The organism is Gordonia sihwensis (assembly GCF_029632925.1).
Lineage (GTDB): Bacteria > Actinomycetota > Actinomycetes > Mycobacteriales > Mycobacteriaceae > Gordonia > Gordonia sihwensis.
Genome location: NZ_CP121248.1, coordinates 3,492,135 through 3,510,857, shown reverse-complemented (window position 1 = coordinate 3,510,857; position 18,723 = coordinate 3,492,135). Strand labels below are relative to the sequence as shown.

General features: G+C 69.7%; 16 protein-coding genes. 10 read left to right on the top strand and 6 right to left on the bottom strand.

Translation table 11 applies throughout. From position 1 onward, the window contains the following. Positions 1 to 79: 79 nt before the first annotated feature. Positions 80 to 487 (top strand): DUF7144 family membrane protein, encoded by a 408-nt coding sequence (locus P5P27_RS16785; protein WP_278125128.1) that lies wholly within the window; start codon positions 80 to 82, stop codon positions 485 to 487. A gap of 13 nt (positions 488 to 500) precedes the next feature. Here P5P27_RS16785 and P5P27_RS16780 read toward each other — a convergent pair whose 3' ends face one another. Beyond that, a complete protein-coding gene (locus P5P27_RS16780) occupies positions 501 to 1,151 on the bottom strand; it encodes an NAD(P)H-binding protein (RefSeq protein WP_006896100.1) in 651 nt (216 codons plus the stop codon). 87 nt (positions 1,152 to 1,238) lie between these two features. Further along, positions 1,239 to 2,486 carry a Glu/Leu/Phe/Val dehydrogenase dimerization domain-containing protein gene (locus P5P27_RS16775; RefSeq protein WP_006896101.1) on the bottom strand — a complete coding sequence of 416 codons (1,248 nt, stop codon included), beginning with the start codon at positions 2,484 to 2,486 and terminating at the stop codon, positions 1,239 to 1,241. Positions 2,487 to 2,620: 134 nt separating this feature from the next. Here P5P27_RS16775 and P5P27_RS16770 point away from each other — a divergent pair, with 134 nt between their 5' ends. Beyond that, the gene (locus P5P27_RS16770) at positions 2,621 to 3,553 is read left to right on the top strand and encodes a LysR substrate-binding domain-containing protein (protein WP_062366518.1); all 933 of its coding nucleotides are present in this window, start codon (positions 2,621 to 2,623) and stop codon (positions 3,551 to 3,553) included. Here P5P27_RS16770 and P5P27_RS16765 read toward each other — a convergent pair. Then, on the bottom strand, positions 3,535 to 4,509 hold the full coding sequence (locus tag P5P27_RS16765) for a D-2-hydroxyacid dehydrogenase (RefSeq protein ID WP_278125123.1): 975 nt from the start codon (positions 4,507 to 4,509) through the stop codon (positions 3,535 to 3,537). The two genes, P5P27_RS16770 and P5P27_RS16765, sit on opposite strands and share 19 nt — an antisense overlap. Before the next feature lie 77 nt (positions 4,510 to 4,586). Between P5P27_RS16765 and P5P27_RS16760 the strand changes: the two genes are divergently transcribed. The 3 genes from P5P27_RS16760 to P5P27_RS16750 are packed head-to-tail and all read left to right on the top strand — an operon-like array spanning position 4,587 to position 10,296. Beyond that, complete coding sequence (locus tag P5P27_RS16760; RefSeq protein ID WP_006896105.1) at positions 4,587 to 5,873, top strand: aspartate aminotransferase family protein; 1,287 nt, start codon at positions 4,587 to 4,589, stop codon at positions 5,871 to 5,873. Positions 5,874 to 5,877: 4 nt separating this feature from the next. Then, the gene (locus P5P27_RS16755; protein ID WP_278125120.1) at positions 5,878 to 8,799 is read left to right on the top strand and encodes an FAD-binding and (Fe-S)-binding domain-containing protein; all 2,922 of its coding nucleotides are present in this window, start codon (positions 5,878 to 5,880) and stop codon (positions 8,797 to 8,799) included. A 24-nt stretch (positions 8,800 to 8,823) separates the two neighbouring features. Further along, positions 8,824 to 10,296, top strand: a complete 1,473-nt coding sequence (locus P5P27_RS16750) for an NAD-dependent succinate-semialdehyde dehydrogenase (protein ID WP_006896107.1) — start codon at positions 8,824 to 8,826, stop codon at positions 10,294 to 10,296. Positions 10,297 to 10,301: 5 nt separating this feature from the next. On the opposite strand, the gene P5P27_RS16745 is transcribed toward P5P27_RS16750, so the two are convergent. Continuing rightward, positions 10,302 to 11,006 (bottom strand): GntR family transcriptional regulator, encoded by a 705-nt coding sequence (locus P5P27_RS16745; RefSeq protein WP_039867311.1) that lies wholly within the window; start codon positions 11,004 to 11,006, stop codon positions 10,302 to 10,304. Positions 11,007 to 11,035: 29 nt separating this feature from the next. Then, on the bottom strand, positions 11,036 to 12,508 hold the full coding sequence (locus P5P27_RS16740; RefSeq protein ID WP_278125118.1) for an amidase: 1,473 nt from the start codon (positions 12,506 to 12,508) through the stop codon (positions 11,036 to 11,038). A 106-nt stretch (positions 12,509 to 12,614) separates the two neighbouring features. On the opposite strand from P5P27_RS16740, the gene P5P27_RS16735 reads away from it, so the two are divergent. From P5P27_RS16735 to P5P27_RS16715, 5 genes are all read left to right on the top strand, one after another. Then, positions 12,615 to 14,000, top strand: a complete 1,386-nt coding sequence (locus P5P27_RS16735; RefSeq protein WP_278127459.1) for a TrkH family potassium uptake protein — start codon at positions 12,615 to 12,617, stop codon at positions 13,998 to 14,000. Then, positions 13,993 to 14,673: a potassium channel family protein gene (locus tag P5P27_RS16730; RefSeq protein WP_278125117.1), complete on the top strand. Its 681-nt coding sequence runs from the start codon at positions 13,993 to 13,995 to the stop codon at positions 14,671 to 14,673. The genes P5P27_RS16735 and P5P27_RS16730 overlap by 8 nt, the downstream gene beginning before the upstream one ends. A gap of 434 nt (positions 14,674 to 15,107) precedes the next feature. Beyond that, positions 15,108 to 15,749 carry a hypothetical protein gene (locus P5P27_RS16725; RefSeq protein ID WP_278125115.1) on the top strand — a complete coding sequence of 214 codons (642 nt, stop codon included), beginning with the start codon at positions 15,108 to 15,110 and terminating at the stop codon, positions 15,747 to 15,749. A gap of 733 nt (positions 15,750 to 16,482) precedes the next feature. Continuing rightward, positions 16,483 to 17,721: a sensor histidine kinase gene (locus P5P27_RS16720; RefSeq protein WP_278125114.1), complete on the top strand. Its 1,239-nt coding sequence runs from the start codon at positions 16,483 to 16,485 to the stop codon at positions 17,719 to 17,721. After that, entirely contained in the window at positions 17,718 to 18,398 is a 681-nt protein-coding gene (locus P5P27_RS16715) for a response regulator (RefSeq protein WP_278125112.1), read from the top strand. Before P5P27_RS16720 ends, P5P27_RS16715 begins: the two co-directional genes overlap by 4 nt. 137 nt (positions 18,399 to 18,535) lie before the next feature. On the opposite strand, the gene P5P27_RS16710 is transcribed toward P5P27_RS16715, so the two are convergent. Beyond that, on the bottom strand, positions 18,536 to 18,682 hold the full coding sequence (locus P5P27_RS16710) for a hypothetical protein (RefSeq protein WP_278125111.1): 147 nt from the start codon (positions 18,680 to 18,682) through the stop codon (positions 18,536 to 18,538). Positions 18,683 to 18,723 lie beyond the last annotated feature (41 nt).

The window sequence follows — 18,723 nt, the reverse complement described above, 5'->3', positions numbered from 1 at the left end:
ACTCGCAAAGGGTGATGTGCGAGGGATGGCCGAGCGCGATGATGGGGGCGTAGACGATCAACACGATGGGAGTTCCCTCATGTCCGTTCCCGATCAACGCGAATCGCATCCGGTACGGCAGGGCGTCGCAGGCGGGGCCACGTTCGCCGCTGCGATCCTGCTCTTCGTCGCCGGTCTTCTCGGTCTGTTCCAGGGCATTTCGGCAGTCGTCAACGACGACCTGATCGTCGTAGGCCCGCAGTACGTTTACCAGTTCGACACCACCGCGTGGGGCTGGATCCACATCGTGGTGGGCGTCCTCGCGATGATCATCGCCATCGGCATGTTCACCGGTGCGGTGTGGGCGCGCGTCGCGGCCATAGTCATCGCATCGCTGTCGATCATCGCCAATTTCCTCTGGCTGCCGTACTACCCCTGGTGGTCCATCTTGCTCATCGCCCTCGACCTGGTCGTCATCTGGGCGGTCGCCACCTGGAAGTCCGCTTGATCGGCGGTAGGTGTCAGCGCACCGCTTGATCGACGGGTACGTCGCCGTCGGTGAACGCGATGTCCTTTCCTGTCGTCGACGGTGTCGCGAGGACCGCGGCGGCGACCAGTGCGACGTTCGCCCGCGACGTACCGGGATTGTCGGGTGAGCGCGTCGCGCCCGGGTCGATCGCGCCGGTCGGTTCGTCGAGCGTCAGCCGGCCGGGCATCAGAATTGTCCAGTCGAGGTCAGCCGAGCGCAGAGCCGTGTCAGCAGCGGCTTTGGCCTCGGCGTACGGGAAGAACGAGTCGCTCTCGGGCACGCCGTGATCGGGGCCGGCGCCGAGGTAGGAGACCATCACGAAGCGCCGAACACCCGCGGACTGCGCGGCGTGCATCGTGGCGATTGCCGCATCGCGGTCGACGGCGTACGTGCGTGCCGGGTCGCCGCCGCCCGCGCCCGCGCTGAAGACCACGGCGTCGGTGCCCGTCAACGCCTCGGCGATCTGACCCTCAGTCGAGTTCTCGATGTCGAGGATCAGTGCCCGTGCGCCCGTCGCCTCGACGTCTGCGGCATGGTCCGCGTTGCGGATGATCGACGTGACCGCGTCGCCACGCGCGATGAGCAGGGGAGCCAGGAGTAGGGCGATCTTTCCGTGACCGCCGATGATCGCGATGTGAGCCATGCACTCGACCGTACGCGTGCGTTACGCTCGCCGCCGGGTCGCGCGGCGTCGGGCGTCACCCCGCCGACGCGCCTACGCGGAGTCGGGCTACGGAACCACCAGCGGCTCCGCGGAGCGCGAGCGCGCGGAGACGTCGGCGGCCCAGCGGATGGGGCCGGCGGACGGTGTCCACCCGGTCAGCAATGACGAGACCTTCGCATCCATCCGGGTGCGCAACCGGTCGAACGAGTCGCGGTAGTCCTCGCCCACCTGGCCGAGCAGCAGCCACCACGCCCAGGCGACGGCGCCGGCGTTGGCGATGAAGTCGGGGATCACGGCGATACCGCGGGCGGTGAGATCCAGTTCGGCGTCGGCGGTGGTCGGAGCGTTCGCGGCTTCCACCACGATCCGCGCTCGGACGTCGCCGCACCCTGCGCCGGTGATCGCGTACGACACGGCCGCGGGGACCAGGATGTCGCACGCGGTCGCCAGAACTGCCTCGCGAGGCAGGCGCATCACCCGCGACGGCACCGCGGTCCGATCGATCTCGCCGTACTCATCCCGTGCGTCGAGCAGCCCGGGGACGTCGAGCCCGTCCGGGTCGTAGAGCGTCCCGGCGGCATCGGCCAAGGCCACCACGCGCGCACCGGCTTCGTGCAGATAGAACGCGGCGCCGCCGCCCATCGTCCCGGCGCCCTGGACCGCGATCGTCGTCTCCGGCACCGCCCAGCCGCGAACCCCGGCCGCGGCCAGAGCGGCCTGCGCGACGCCGTAGCCACCGACCACGTCGCCGAGGCGTCCTCCGGGCGCGTAGGCGTTGAGACCCGCGAAGACGCGGTCGGCGGTCGCGCGCGGGTCCGGCGACCGCTCGATCGCCGCGTGATACGACTGCCGCATCCCGAGACGGGCGAAGACGGTGTCGATCCGCTCCTGCGACACTCCGAGATCCTCGGCGGTGACCCAATGGTTGTCGAGGAAGGGACGCATCGCCTCGCAGTAGCGGGTCAGTACATCGACGGCCCGCGGATCCTTGGGATCGAAATCGATGCCGCCCTTCGCACCGCCGACGGGCAGGTCGAAGGCCGCCGTCTTGTTCGACATTCCGCGTGCCAGATCGGCCACCTCGTCGACGGTGCAACCCGCGCGCATGCGAGTTCCGCCGGTCGCCATCCCGTGCACCAGAGTGTCGATCACGAGGTAGCCCACGGCGCCGGTCTCGTCGTCGACCCATTCGATGCGCAGAAACGGCGGTCGACGCCCGCCGGAGCCGGGCGCGGGCAGGACGGTCTCGTGCAGAACGCCCTCGGTCGGGGGCAGACCGCCTGCGGCAGCCGGGTCGGTCGGGGTGAGCGTCATGGCCGGTCCTCCTCACGGTCGATCTCGCGGGTGCGTACATCCGCCGTCGTCCTCATCATCGGATTCCGGATGCGCCCGGGTCCATGTGGAATTTGTGAAGACGACCGTTCAGCTTTACCGATTAGGCTCGATGCATGGAGGTCTCGCTGCACCGCCTGAAACTGCTTCGGGAGCTTCGGTACCGCGGCACGGTCACCGCGGTGGCCGACGCCCTCCACTATTCGGCGTCCGCAGTGTCCCAACAGCTTTCGCTCCTGGAGCGGGAGGCGGAGACTCCGTTGTTCGAACGGCACGGACGCCGCATCTCACTCACCGAGGCCGGCATGGTGCTCGCCGATCACTCCGAGTCGATCCTCGACGCGGTCGAGAGCGCGGGCAACGCGATCGAATCACTGCGCGGTGCCTCGTCCGCCACGCTCCGCGCCGGCGTGTGGGCGTCGGTGGCGACGGGGCTCCTGCCGACCGGACTGGCGATTCTCGAACGGCGAGCGCCGGGAGTCTCGGTGCGGTCGGTGGAACTGGCGCCCGAGGCGGGTTCCGATGCGGTGCGCGACGGTTCGCTCGACCTCTCATTCGTCATCGACTACTCGAACTACGCGATGCCGCGGATCCGCACCCTGGAACGGCAGACGATCGCGGTGGAGCGGATGTACGTCGCGGCGCCCGCGGGTGCCGCCGGTCCCGACCCGATCGACCTCGCGGGACTGGCTGCCGACGCATGGATCCTGTCCGACTCGCGTTCGCACTTCGGCCGCGCGGTGCGCCTGGCATGCCGGGAGGCGGGATTCGAACCGGATGTGCGGCACGTCGTCGGCGAGCAGTCGACCGCGCTGGCGCTCGTCGCCGCCGGTCAAGGTGTGACACTGGTGTCCGACCTCGGTGGGATGACACCGCCGCCGGGCGCGGAGCTGACGCCGCTGGCCGGGAGATTCGAGCGCAACCTGTCGATCGCGTACCGCACCAGGGACTCGGACCGATCGTCGCTGCAGGCATTCATCGACGCGATGGCCGAGGCCGCGGTGGAAGTGGGACTCCGGGCTCCGGGCGGTCAGCGGCCGGGAACGTAACCGCGTTCCTTGTCGACGGCGGGCCCGGGATCGCGCCCTGCGGCATAGTCGGTCAGCATGCCGAGGAACTGGTCGGAGAGCGTGCCACGCCAGCCGATCACGTCGCCCGACATGTGCGGGCTGATGTGCGCGCCGGGCAGCGTCCACAGCGGGTCATCGGCGGGAAGCGGCTCGGTGTCGAAAACGTCGAGATGCGCCGAGAGCCGTCCGGCCGCGATCTCGGCGGTGAGCGCGGACTGATCCACCAGGGCGCCTCGCCCGACGTTGACGACGTGCGCGCCGTCGGGCAGCGCCGCCAACTGCCCGGCGCCGAGCATCCCCCGAGTCGTCTCCGTCAGGGGCGCGACCATCACCAGGTGGTCCACGTCGGTGAGGTGGGCGGCGAGGTCGGCCGAGTCGACGACCACGCCGAAGTCGGGATCGTCCTCGCGGGGCCGTCGGCCGGCACCGCGCACCTGCAGCCCCACGCGCCGCAGCAGCCGGGCCGTGGCTCGCCCGATGCCCCCGGTTCCGACCACCAGCGCACGGCGGCCGGCGACGCGCCGGGTCTCCCGGTGCACCCACCGCTCCTCGCGCCTGAACTCCTCGGTCTCGTGGAGGAGCTTGTCGTGCGCCAGAATGCAGGCCAGCACGTATTCGGCGATCGGCTCGTCGAAGACGCCGCGCGCATTGGTGACCCGTACGGACGACGACCGGAGCCCGTCGAACAGGATCGCGTCCACGCCGGCCGCGGCCACGTGCACCCATCGCAGCGCGTCCGCCGCGTGCCAGGCGCGCGACAGGGCGTCGGAGAAGATGTCCCAGACCAGCAGGACGTCGGCGCCGGGTAGCGCGTCGGCGAGGGTGCCGTCCGTCGCGGTGCGGATCTCGGCGATCCGGGCCATCGCGTCGAGGTCGGCTGGCGGCTCGACTCCGTCGGCGGTGAGCAGGACGACGATGGGTCTGCGGTCGGACATGGTTCCACCGTAACGGTCGCCAGATTGTCGACAATCCTACCGTTGACAGTCGATGTGCGGGGGGACACACTGACCACATGAGCAGCGCGTCCCTGTCTCCGGTTCTGAAGCAGGCGACTCCGGTCGTCGTCGACCACGCGTCCGGATCGTGGATACACGGCACGGACGGCCGCCGCTATCTCGACTTCACCACGGGGATCGGTGTCACCAGCACCGGTCACTGTCATCCCGACGTGGTGGCCGCCGCGCAGGAGCAGTGCGCCAAGATCATCCACGCGCAGTACACGACGGTGATGCACCAACCGCTGTTGCGGCTCACCGAGAAGCTCGGCGAACATCTGCCGGACGGGATCGACTCGGTTTTCTACGCCAACTCCGGGTCGGAGGCGGTCGAGGCCGCGGTCCGGCTGGCGCGGATGGCGACGCGGCGCCAGTACATCGTCACGGTGCAGCGCGGATTCCACGGCCGCACCGTGGCCGCCGCCTCGCTCACCTCGGCGGGCACCAAGTTCTCGGCCGGGTTCGGACCGCTGATGGCCGGTGTCGCGACCACCCCGTTCCCCGACGCCCTGCGGCTGGGACTGTCGGAGGACGAGGCCGTCGACTACGCGCTCAAGGAGTTCGACTACCTCCTCGGCACTCGGATTCATCCCGACGAACTGGCCGCGGTTCTGATCGAACCCGTCCTCGGCGACGGCGGATACCTCGCGGTCCCGCCCGCATACCTCGCCGGCCTGCGCGAGCGGACCCGACGGCACGGCGCGCTGCTGGTGCTCGACGAGGTGCAGGCGGGCGTCGGTCGCACCGGACGATTCTGGGGGCATCAGCACACCGACGGGCTGGTGCCCGATGTCATCATCACCGCCAAGGGCATCGCCTCGGGGTTTCCGATCTCGGCGATCGCGGCGCCCGAGGCGATCATGGCGAAGGCCTGGCCGGGGTCGCAGGGCGGGACCTACGGCGGCAACGCGGTCGCGGCGGCCGCCGGCGTGGCCACGCTCGAGGTGATCGAACGGGAAGGGCTGGTGGAGAATGCGCGCGTACGCGGCGCGCAATTGCTCGACGGCCTGCGCGCAGGGCTCGACGGCGTCGATGAGATCTGCGACATCCGCGGAACCGGACTGATGCTGGCCGTCGAATTCGGCGATCCGACGGCCAATGCGGGGAGCCCGGACTCGGCCGAGGCGGTGCGGCTGGCGGGCGCCGTGCAGCGGGCGTGCATCGACGAGGATCTGCTGACCCTCACCTGCGGACCCATCGGGGCCATCGTCCGGATCATCCCGCCGCTGACCGTCACCGCAGACGAGGTCGCCACCGGCACGGAGAGATTCATTCGCGCCGTGGAGCGTGTAGTGGGAGGCTGATCTCATGACAGTCCCCGCCGCGCTGATCGATGCACTCCGCGCGGAAGGACTGGCCCCGGAGTCCTCTCCGCGGCGTCTCGCCGAGTACTCCTACGACGCCTCCAACTACCGCGTGGTGCCCGCGGCGGTGCTCTTCCCCCGGTCGGAGGGAGAGGTGTCCGCGGCGCTCACCGTCTGTCACCGTCTCGGAGTGCCGGTGACCGCCCGCGGAGGCGGCACCTCGATGTCGGGCAACTCGATCGGTGACGGACTGGTCATCGATCTCTCGCGCCACATGAACCGGGTGCTCCGCGTGGACGAGGAAGCGGGTACGGCCACGGCACAGGCCGGGGTGGTGCTCACCGCGCTGCGGGCAGCGGTGCACGCGTCCACCGGCGATCGCCTGACCTTCGCCCCGGACCCGTCGAGCCAGACCCGTGCCTGCCTCGGCGGGGCTGTCGGCAACGACGCCTGCGGCAACCACTCGGTGCGCTACGGCCGCACCGCCGATCACGTCGTCGAACTCGCCCTGGTCACCGCCGACGGACTGCGGGTCACCGCCACCCGCAACGGAATCAGGGCCACCGATCCCGCCGACACCCAGGCCGCGGCGCGCGCCGAACACCTCGAGTCGGAGTTGCGCGCGCTGGCCGCCGACCACCTCGCCGCCATCAGGACCGAGCTGGGACGCATTCCGCGGCAGGTGTCCGGCTATCACCTCAGGCATCTGCTTCCCGAGGAGGGCTTCGACGTCGCCCGTGCGCTGGTCGGCAGCGAGGGAACGTGCGGCGTCATCACCTCGGCCACGGTCGCGCTGGTACCGCGGCCCGCGACCACCTCGCTGATCGTGGCCGGATACGCCGACATCGTCGACGCGGCGTGCGACGTGCCGTTGCTGCTGCTCCACGGACCCACCGCCGTCGAAGGGGTCGACGAGGTGATCGTGGAGACGATGCGCCGCCGGCGCGGCGCCGACGCGGTGGCCGATCTGCCCTCCGGGCACGCATGGCTGTTCATCGAGACCGACCGCGGTGCCGACGCGGCCGATGAACTGGTGCACGAGCTGCGGACCGCCGGACACCCGGTCGACGTCCGCCAGGTGCACGATCCCGCGGAGCGCGCCGACCTGTGGCGCGTACGCGAGGACGGCGCCGGACTCAGCTCGCGGCTCACCGATCCCGCGACGGGCGAGACCATCTCCACCTGGCCCGGCTGGGAGGACGCCGCCGTGCGGCCGGACCTGCTGGCCGACTACCTCGCCGACTTCCGCGACCTGCTCGGCCGGCACGGTCTCACCGGCGTAATGTACGGCCACTTCGGCGCCGGCTGCATGCACATCCGAATCGACTTCGATCTGCGGACCTCGCAGGGGCGCACCGTGTTCCGCGAGTTCTGCACCGATGCCGCGCACCTCGTGGTGCGCTACGAGGGCTCGCTCTCCGGGGAGCACGGCGACGGACGCGCGCGGTCGGAGCTGCTGCCGATCATGTACTCCGACGAGATGCTGACGGCCTTCGACCGCTTTGCGTCGATCTGGGACCCTCGGGGCCTGCTCGCGCCGGGCGGACTCCGGGCCACCCGGCCGATCGACGCCGACCTCGCGCTGGCCGACGTCGACCCGCATCCCGCCCAGTCGTGCATCGGCATCGGACGGTGCCGGACTCACTCGGGCGGAGTGATGTGTCCGTCCTACCGGGCCACCGGCGACGAGAAGGACTCCACGCGCGGCCGCGCGAGGGTGCTGCAGGAACTGGTCCGGGGCGGTGCCGCCGCGGACTGGGACTCACCGATGGTCGCCGAATCGTTGGAGTTGTGTCTGGCGTGCAAGGCGTGCTCGTCCGACTGCCCGACGGGTGTGGACATGGCGGCGATGAAGTCCGAGGCGCTGCACCGCAGATATGCCCGACGGCTGCGGCCGCGGGCGCACTACACGCTCGGTCTGCTGCCCACGTGGCTGCGGTTCACCCCGTACGCCGCCGGACCGCTGAACCGGCTGCTGGCCTCGCGGGCCGGCCGCGCCGGTGCGCGGCTGGGCGGTCTGGCGCAGGGCCGGGTGCTGCCGCAGTTCGCGTCCGCAGCGCGGCTGCGCGCCGAACTCGGACGCGCTCCGGACAGTGTCGGCGCGCCCGGACCGGCCGAGGTGGTGCTGTTCCTCGACTCGTTCACCCGGGGGCTGCGTCCGGAGGTGGCCGGTGCGGCTGTCCGGGTGCTCGGCGGCGTCCACGCCGCGGTCGCCTGCAGCGAGCACCACTGCTGCGGGCTCACTCAGATCACCACCGGTCGGCTCGACGCCGCCCGCAGGACGTTGCGGCGCACGGCCCGGCATCTCGACGCCCTCGACCCGGAGGCGCCGATCGTCGTCGTGGAGCCGAGCTGCGCCGCGGCACTGCGCGAGGATCTGCCGCGACTGCTCTCGGAGGAGTCGGTGGGTGCGGCCGATGCGGAGCGGGCACGCCGCGTGGCGGCGCGCGTACGATCGGTGGCGGTGCACCTGGGGCGCCTCGCAGAGCAAGGGCGTGCGCCACAGTGGCCGGACGGACCACCTGAGGCGGTGGTGCTTCAGACTCACTGCCACGAATACGCGACCTTCGGAAACCGGGTCCAGCGTGCGACGCTCACCGCACTCGGCGTCGGCAGCATCGTCGAGGCGACCGGGTGTTGCGGTGTGGCAGGCGATTTCGGTTTCACCGCCGGTCATGAGGAGGTGTCGGACGCGGTGGCCGAGCAATCGCTGGCGCCCGCACTGCGGCGTCATCCCGACACTCCGGTGCTCACCGACGGCTTCTCGTGCGCCACCGCGATCCGTCGCCTCGCCGTCACCGATCCGGCCGCCGGCGGAGCCACGGGCGCCGACCGGCGAGGACGGCATCTGCTGGAACTGCTCGACCCGGACCCACTCGAATCGCACTCCGCCGACCCCGCGGCCGGCGGGGGAGGACCCCGATAGCTCAATCATCACAGGAGGTATGTCATGACCCGTTCCGTCGCCGACATCATCGCCGGTCTAGGCACCGGCATCCACATCGACGGACGCTGGCGCCAGGCGTCTTCCGGCAGCACGTTCGACGTCGAGAACCCGGCCACCGGAGAGGTGCTGGCGACGCTCGCCGACGGTGGCGAGAGCGATGCGGTCGCGGCGATCGACTCGGCGGCGGCACACCAGCGCGAGTGGGCGGCGACCCCCGCGCGCGAGCGGTCGGAGATCCTGCGGAGAGCGTACGAACTCCTCACCGAACGGGCTGACGAGGTCGCGGCGGTGATGACCGCGGAGATGGGCAAACCGCTGGCCGAGTCCCGCGGCGAGGTGGCGTACGGCGCCGAATTCTTCCGCTGGTTCGCCGAGGAGGCCGTGCGGATCCGCGGCGATGCGCGGCGCAGTCCCGACGGCAAGTCGCGGATCATCGTCACCCAGGAACCGGTGGGACCGTGCATCCTGATCACGCCGTGGAACTTTCCGCTCGCGATGGTCGCGCGAAAGATCGGGCCGGCCATCGCCGCCGGTTGCACGATGGTCTACAAGCCGGCCAGCCTCACCCCGCTGACCTCCCTGTACGTCACCGATCTGCTGCGCGAGGCGGGGCTGCCCGACGGAGTCCTCTCGGTGGTCTGCACCTCGTCGGCCGGCTCGGTCGTCGAGCCGTGGATCGATTCGGGCAAGGCGCGCAAGCTGTCGTTCACCGGCTCCACCGACGTCGGCAAGTCGCTGCTCGAACAATGCGCCCGCGGAGTGCTGCGGACGTCGATGGAACTGGGCGGCAATGCCCCGTTCATCGTCTGCGAGGACGCCGATCTCGATGTCGCGATCGAGGCAGTCCTCGCGGCCAAGATGCGGAACATGGGCGAGGCGTGCACGGCCGCCAACCGGATCCTGGTGCACCGTTCGGTGATCGGAGACTTCGCCGGGCGGCTGACTACCCGGATGTCGGAGCTGACCGTCGGAGACGGGGCGGTCGACGGCACCGATGTGGGTCCGTTGGTGAACCGCGCCGCCGTCGACAAGGTCGACGATCTGGTGCGCGACGCCGTCTCCCGCGGTGCGGAGGTACTGTGCGGCGGCGAGCGGCCCGAGGGGCGCGGATGGTTCTACCCGCCGACGGTCCTGACCGGCGTCGCGTCCGACGCCGAGATGGTGCGCACGGAGATCTTCGGGCCGGTGGCCGCGTTGGTGCCGTTCGACTCCGACGACGAGGCCGTCGAACTCGCGAACAACACGGAGTTCGGTCTCGTCTCCTATGTGATGACCGAGTCCGCGGATCGCGGTTTCTCCATCGCCGAGCGACTGGAGACCGGGATGGTGGGATTCAACACCGGGCTGGTCTCGAATCCCGCGGCACCGTTCGGCGGCGTGAAGCAATCGGGTCTCGGCCGGGAGGGCGGATTCTCCGGCATCGACGAGTTCTTGGAGACCAAGTACGTGGCGATGCCGGTGCGGAACGCGACCTAGGCCCGCTACGGCAGGTGGCCGGCGGCCGGTTCGGCTGTGCCGCCGGTCAACCGGGCCAGCCCGTCGCTCATGTGCGCTTCCAGGACGGCGACCGCACGAGTCCGGTCGCCGGCGCGAACGGCGTCGGCGATCTCGCGGTGCTCCGACACCCGGTCCGAGCCAGGAGCGTATGTCGGCGCCATGGCCCGAAGACACATGCTCGTCTCGACGATCACCGTCTCGTGCACCCGCGAGAGCCGGTCGCTCTCGGCGGACTCCACGATGGTGCGGTGGAACTCCAGGTCGGCGGCCATCATCGCAGGGGAGTCGCGTCTCGTCGCAGCCGCCGACATCCGCGCGACCACGGCGTCGAGACGGTCGGCGCATGACGGCCCCGTTCCGGCCGCGAGGATCCGCTCCACCGCGGCGCGTTCGATCGTCGTACGCAGCAGGTACATGTCGGCGACGGCGTCGGCGGTCAGTTCGGGAACGAACAGGCCCCGATTGCGGCGCGAGATCAGGAGTCCCTCCTGGGTGAGCCGCTGCATCGCCTCGCGCAACGGTCCCCGGCTGACTCCGAGCTGCTTCGCCAGGGTGGCTTCGCCGAGTTGGGATCCGGGCGGGAACTCTCCGGCGGAGATCGCCCGGCGCAGGGCGCGGGCGATGATCGCGGGGGTCGATTCCTGGACGACGGGTTCCAACGAACTCGCCGGACGGTCGCTCGCTGTCATCACGCTTCCCGTCATCCCGCTTCCCGTCTTCACGCTTCTTCGGAGCATGCGTGGATCCGCGGTCGCGGTACGCGGTCGGCGACTGCCGCCTGCAACGCGGCTCCCGCCCGCATCACCAGCAGATCGGCGAAGCGCGGTCCGATGAGCTGAGCGCCGACCGGAAGGCCGCTGTCGGTGACGCCGCACGGCACCGACAGTGCGGGTTGCTGAGTCATATTGAAAAGGTAGGTGTACGGCGTCCACGAGGTCCAGTCGTCGTCGGGCCATCCCGGAGGGACGTCGCTCCCGACCGGGAATGCCGGCACGGGGGTGGTGGGAGTCAGCAGCAGGTCGTAGTCCGTGTGCAGTGCGCCGAGTTGGACGCCGAGCGCCATCCGCACGGCGACGGCGTCGAGGTAGTGCTGCGCGGTGAACTCCGAATGCCGGTGCAGGGCCGCGCGCAGGGAGGGGTCGATCCGGTCGGACACATCGTCGCCGAACGGCTTCAGAACGGCCGCGGCTCCGGCGAACCAGAGGACGTGGAAGGCATCGGCCGGGTCGGCGAGTTCCAGCGTCACTTCCTCGACCCGCGCGCCGAGGCTCTCGAGCGTCCGTGCCGCGGCGCTCACCTCTCGCTCGACGTCTCGATGGTTGGTGCCGAAGCCGAGGTCGCGGCTGTACGCGATCCGCAGGCTGGAAAGCGGGCGGTCGACGCGGGTGCCCTCGAGCACGGCCGCGAGAAATCCCCCGGGCTCGGGGGCCGTCGCCCGTGCCGGCACCGCGGACCAGTCGCGGTAGTCCGGCCGGACCAGCGCATCCATGTACGCGGCGGCGTCCGTGACAGTTCGGGTCATCGGACCGGCGTGCGCGAGGGTCCCGAACGGGCTGGACGGGTACATCGGCACCACGCCGTAGGTGGGTTTCAGCGCGACCGTTCCGGTGAAGGAGGCGGGGATCCGGACCGACCCGCCGCCGTCGGTGCCGACCGACAGCGGGCCGAGTCCGGCGGCGACGGCGGCCGCCGACCCGCCGCTGGATCCACCGGGAGTCAGTGCCGGGTCGTAGGGGTTCCGCGTGATCCCGGTCAGCGGAGAATCGGTCACCGCTTTCCACGCGAACTCGGGTGTGGTGGTCTTGCCGAGGACCACGCAGCCGGCATCGCGCGTCGCGGCCACGGCCGGGGCGTCGTCGGTCGGAGGGGCGGCCGCCTGCCCGTCCGCCAGCAGTCGCGAGCCGCGGAGTGTCGGGTGGTCCGCGGTGAGGAAGATGTCCTTGATCGTCACGGGTACGCCGTCGAGCGGGCCGAGCGGATCGCCGTGCCGGTAGCGTTGCTCGGCGGCGCGCGCCGCGGCACGGGCTCCCTCGGGATCCACCAGGCAGAAGGCGTTCAGCACGGGGTCCAGGCGGGTGATCGCAGCAAGAGCTTCTTCGGTCGCCTCCACCGGCGAGAGGGTGCCGGCGCGATAGGCCTCGGTCAGCTCCAACGCGGTGAGTGCGCAGGTGCTCGCGTGCGGTGTGCTCATGACATCGACCGTCTCTCTCGATCGCGGTCTGTTGATTGTCGACAATCCTACGCAGGCGAGTCGGTTCGTCAAGGGTCTCCGGCCCGTGCGGGGTAGTCTTCTGAAAATGCTGCCCGCCGCGGGCCGGCGACGCCCGGCGCTACGACCTGCACGTCTGATCCTGATCGGCTTCGTTCTCGTCATCGTCGCCGGAACTGTGCTGCTGACGCTTCCGATGTCGTCGGCCGACGGACGGGGCACGGGCCTGGTGGCGGCATTGTTCACCGCGACGTCGGCGACCTGTGTCACCGGGCTCTCGGTCGTCGACACCGCCGAGCACTGGTCGGGCTTCGGCCAGGTGGTCATCCTGGTGCTGATTCAGGTGGGCGGACTCGGGGTGATGTCGCTGGCGACGATCTTCGGTCTGCTCATCGCGCGGAGGGTGCGGCTGCAGACACAGATGGCGGCGCAGCGGGAATCGAAGTCCACGGTGTTCGGCGACGGCCGACGGGTGATTCTCGGGGTGATCGGCACCACGGTGGTGATCGAGGCCGTGGTCGCGGCGATTCTCGCGGTCCGGTTCGCGACCGGCTACGGCGAGTCGACGGGGCGTGCCGCCTACCTCGGCGTCTTCCATGCGGTCTCGGCGTTCAACAACGCCGGGTTCGCCCTCTTCAGCGACAACCTCGTCGGCTTCGTCGGCGATCCGTGGATCATCGTGCCAGTTTCGGCGGCGCTGATTCTCGGCGGACTCGGTTTCCCCGTGCTCTTCGAGCTGGCGCGCGAGATGCGCCGCGCCGGACTGCGGCTGCGGGGTGTGGGCCGCGCCGCCCGGCTGCGGCTGTCGTTGCACACCCGGATGACACTGGTCACCTACGGGGCGCTGGCCGTGGTCGGCGTGGTGGCGCTGACCGCCACTGAGTGGACCAATCCGGCCACGCTGGGCCATCTGGGACTCTCCGACAAGCTGCTCGCCGGCATGTTCTCCGGAGTCTCGCCGCGCACGGCCGGATTCAACAGCGTCGACGTCGGCTCGATGAAGTCGAGCTCGCTGCTGGTGACCGACGTCCTGATGTTCATCGGCGGCGGCAGTGCGGGTACCGCGGGCGGCATCAAGGTCACCACCTTCGCGATCCTCGGCTACGTGATCTTGAGCGAGATCCGGGGTGAGCCGAGCGTGCATGCGATGAGGCGGCGGATCGGGCCGGACGTCCAGCGGCAGGCGATCACCGTCGCGCTCCTCGGTGTCGGCGCGGTCGTCGCCGCCACGCTCGCGCTGATGTACCTCACCGACTACACCCTCGACGCGGTGCTGATCGAGACGGTGTCGGCGTTCGCCACCGTCGGCCTGTCGACGGGGATCACGCCGGACCTTCCCGGCGCGGCGCAACTGCTTCTGGTCGGGTTGATGCTGCTCGGCCGCCTCGGTCCGATTACGCTGGGATCGGCTCTCGCGCTGCGGGAGAAGGCCCGCAGATTCGAACGACCCGAGGAGCGCCCGATCGTTGGCTAGGTTCAGAAGGACTCGCGACGACGAGCGGCGTGTGGCCGTCATCGGTCTCGGCCGATTCGGGGCGTCGCTGGCGATCGAGCTCGTGAATCAGGGCGTCGAGGTGCTCGCGATGGACAGCGATCCGGCCCTCGTGCAGCGATACTCCGACGACCTGCCGAACGCCGCGGTGATCGATTCGACGGATCCACAGGCGCTGCGCCAGTTGGGCGTCGAGACGTTCGATCACGTGATCGTCTGCATCGGGGCCGACCTCGAGGCCAGTGTGCTGACCACGTCGGTGCTCGCCGATCTGGAGGTTCCCGACATCTGGGCGAAGGCGTTGTCGCGTCAGCACGGGAGCATCCTCACTCGCGTCGGCGCCCATCACGTCGTGCTGCCGGAGCACGAGATGGGCGAGCGAGTGGCGCATCTCGTCATCGATCGTCGGCTGCTCGACTACGCGGAGTTCGACCACGAGTTCGCGATGGGGAAGTCGTCGGTACCGCGCGACCTCGTCGGTCTCGATCTCAAGTCGAGCCGAGTGCGGAGCACCTATGGCGTCACCATCGTCGCGATCAAGAAGGGCGACGGCGCGTTCGAGTTCGCCGGCGTCGACACCGTGGTTCATGAGGACGATGTGTTGATCGTCGCGGGTCCGAGGCGGGCCGTGGAGCGGTTCGCGGACAACAAGTGAGCCCAGAGCTCGAAATCCGCCGATTTCTCCCATAACTCCTGGTCGGTCCGGGTATTCACGGCGAACGCCGACAACTGTCCAGATAACGGTTTTGTAACGAAAGTCCGTCATTCTGTGATAGATCTGACACGACGGCGCAACGTGATTAACGCGTTCGGTTGACGTTCGATCGGACGATTCTCCCCGACAGAGAAAAGAGTAGAGAAATGGCTGAAGGCCCGATTCGCCTCGAAATTGACGTCCTGACCCCGATCCTGGACGCCCTCGGCTCCAGCGGTGGCAGCAGCGGTGGAGACACCCCGGCGACGCCGTAGTTCGAGACGACGTAGCTCGATTCGACGAGAGGTCGCTTCGCTCATTGCGAAGCGACCTCTCGGCTTTCTTCCGGCACCCGGTGCGGTCGAGCACCGGATCGCAGCGATGGGACCGCATGAATGACCGAGATCGTCACCCTTGATGACACCGACCTGACCGAGGCCGTGCGGCTCGCCGCCCACGGGATCCGGGAGATTCCGCTCTACCAGTGGTTGCTGGGCGAGCACATCGGCGATTCGGATAAGCGGGAGTGGCTCGCTCGCCTGCTCCTTCGTCCGTTGCTGAGAGTCGGGTGTGTCACGGGCGCCCGCAGCGACGGGCGGCTGGTCGGAGTACTCGTCTGGCAGCCGCACGACGTCGATCTGTCGCCAGGCGGTGAGCCGCCGCTAACTCCCGCGGACGTCGAGGTGGCAGCACGTACACCGGGTCTGCGCGAGAGGTTGGCCGAGCTCTGGACACAGCCGCCGCTGTGGTCGCCGGTCGAGGACGCGGTCAACTGCACCCTCACCACGGTCGAACCCGGGGGACGCGGCGGTCGCACGCTCATCGACATGATGCGGGTCGTCGAACGATACTGCGCCGAGCGCGACAGGCCCTTCTACGCCTGGACCGGCTCGCCGGAATTGCGGGACTGGTTCGTGGCGGGTTGGGCGGCCGAGCCCTTCGCGACCACCGACTGGCACGGTAGGACGATGTACGGAGTCCTGTCCGGTCGTCCCCCGGTTCCCGCGGCGGTGCCCCGTGAACGCGACGCGGTGTGACCGGTACGGACCGCACCGTCGTCTGCCGGGAGCAGGATCATGTCCAGCAGCAACGCGGCGGACGCCATCAGGAGTGCTGCGTCCAGGTAGTGGCACGCCATCGCGCCGATGTAACCGGGTCCGCCCCAGGCGTTGACCGTGAAGTTCGGGTCGAGCCCGCCGATGACCTGGACGCCGGCGCGGTATACGCAGAACACGAGCAGTGCGGTGGGCGGGAGGGCGGCCGCGAGGCGCCAACGGCTCTGCCCCGCGGCTGCGGCTCTGAGCGTGCGGCGGACACGAAGAGCCGCCCGTCGTCCGAGAGGCAGCAGAACGACCGGTCTGCGGCGACCCGTGCGACGGCGATGGATGCCGACGGCCATCGCGAGAGCGGCCGCGAGCCCGGCCAGTACCGCGTGTTGCCACCACGCCGATGTACCGGCCTGATGCTGCTCGTGGACGGGCGAGCGCCCGGCGTAGAGGAGTGCACCGTGAATCAGTCCCGCCACGAAAGCGGAACCGAACAGGGCTGCCGACAGCGACGAGATGTGGGAACGACTGCTGCAGGGACGTGAAGTGGAAATGGTCATGACTCAACGGTGCCGCCGGCGGTCTCGGCTGTCGTCGGCTTACGAGCCGGTTTCTCGGCGGTACTCCGAGACGATCCGCTAGCCGGGGTGGTACCGGGGGAGGACGTCAGGCGAGGACTCCGGAATGACGCGGCCGGAGTCTCATCCTTTCTAGATTGAGAGACATGGCAGATCCCGTGCATCCGTCGACAGTGCCGTCGGCGCGACCGCCGTGGCACGTTCGAATCGAGAACCGGTTGGGCGCCGGCGGATTCGCGATGCTGGTGGATCTGACGATCGCAATCACGTGCTTCGCGCTGTTCACCGGGCCACTGCTGCTCGGGGTGGTCGACCGTCACGGGTCTCCGGCCGCGCAAGCCGCGTTCGGGGCGCTGGCCGCGGCTCCGCTGATACTTCGACGGCGACGCCCCGTCGCGGTTCTGTGCGTGATCACCGCGGTGTCGGTGGCCGCGATGCTGTTACGCGTGCAGTTCACGCCGTTCGTATCCGATGCCGGGCTTGTGTTCCCGATCGCCGTCTACACGGTTGCGGACCGCTGCGCGCGTCGGATGTCGGCGGTGGTCACTGCGGGCGCGGTGTTGGTCGTCTCGCTCGGCGGAGCGGTCGCCTTCTCGCTGCACCCCGAGATCGAGCAGGACGCGGTTCACCTGCTTCTCGCTGTTCCGGCCTGGATCATCGGCGACGCGACGCGGAGCCGACGGAAGTTCCAGGCTCGGGTGCGGGAACAGGAACGGCTGTCGGCGCTGGAGCGGCAGCGTCGATTGCGAGCCGAGGACCATCTCCGCCTCTCGCGCGAGGTCCACGATGTCGTCTCGCACGGGCTGAGCATGATCGTCGTCCGTGCCGGGATCGGCCGAGTGGTCTTCGACGAGCAGCCCGAGGAGGCACGCCGCGCACTCGCGACCATCGAGACTGCGGGCCGCTCGGCCCTGTCCGATCTCCGCGGACTGTTGCGTGAGATCCGCGAAACTGCGCCGGGCGACGCGGCTGCGGCCCCCGGGTTGGCCGACCTCACCGCGCTCGCGGCGCAGATCAGCGACGATGGGGTGGTCTCGGTGAGAGTCGTCGAGGACGGACCGCCGAGGTCGTATCCGCCCGCGGTGGAACTCTCCGGATATCGAATCGTTCAGGAGGCCGTCACGAACGCCGTCAAGCATGCTCCGGGCGCCGCGGTGACCGTCCGGCTCACCCACCGTCCGGACCACCTGTTGCTGACCGTGTCCGACGACGGCGGACACGGGGTGCCGTCCGATCCGGTCGGTGCCGGGCTCGGCCTCGCCGGAATCGGTGAGCGCGTCGAACTCCTCGGCGGGGACGTCGTCGCCGGTCCAGATCCGGACGGTGGATTCACTGTCCGGGCACGACTGCCCGTGCGGGTGACGGACGCGGCGGGCGCGCCGTGAACGATCCCGCGGACACGACCACCGTGCTGGTGGTGGACGACGAACAGCTCGTGCGCGCCGGATTCCGGCTGCTGATCGACTCGGCGTCCGACCTGACCGCTGTCGGTGAAGCCGGGGACGGAGGCGAGGCGGTCCGCGCCGCCCGCCGGCTTGCGCCCGACGTGGTGGTGATGGACATCCGGATGCCCGGCATCGACGGAATCGAGGCCACCCGTCTGATCGTCGCGGACGACGCCGCGGCCCGAGTGCTGATCGTCACCACGTTCGACGACGACGAATACGTCTTCGCCGCGCTCCGCGGCGGGGCCAGTGGGTTCCTGCTCAAAGACACGCCGCCGGAGCAGATGCTGGAAGCGATTCGCACCGTCGCCCGCGGTGATGCGTTGCTCTCGCCGTCGATCACCAGGCGACTCATCACCGAGCTCGGGCGTTCGCCGGAGCGGCCGGCGGTGCGCAGCGGTGAACTCGACCGTCTCACCGACCGCGAGCGGGACGTGTTCGAACTGGTCGCCGCAGGACTGCCCAATGGTGAGATCGCCGACCGCCTGCACCTGGGGATCACCACTGTCAAGACTCATATCGGACGACTGCTCACGAAGCTCGATGCCCGCGACCGCGTGCACTTGGTCATCTGCGCGTATGAGAACGGCGTCGTCGCGGCGCAGCGCGAACGGTAGAGGTCGGCGTTGCCGCATTCGACTGCATAGTTTAGCCTTGCCTAAATTGTGTCGCGCGGTGGTGCGCGATCGGACAGCCGGGCAGACGGTTGTCCAGGGGCGATCAGGAGTGCAGGAAGAATGAGTCGGAGAACAGGTCAGTCGGGTACCGGTGTCAATTCGCCGACGGTGATCGCCGCGGCCGGTCTGGCTGCCGTGATCTCGTCCCTGATCGTCGTGGTCGGCGTGGTCGCCATGATGCTCAGCGGTGCCGCTCCCACGACTGCTGCGCAATCGCCTGCCACCGTGGTGAGTCTCGGTGACACCCAGCAGGCCCCTGCGGTCC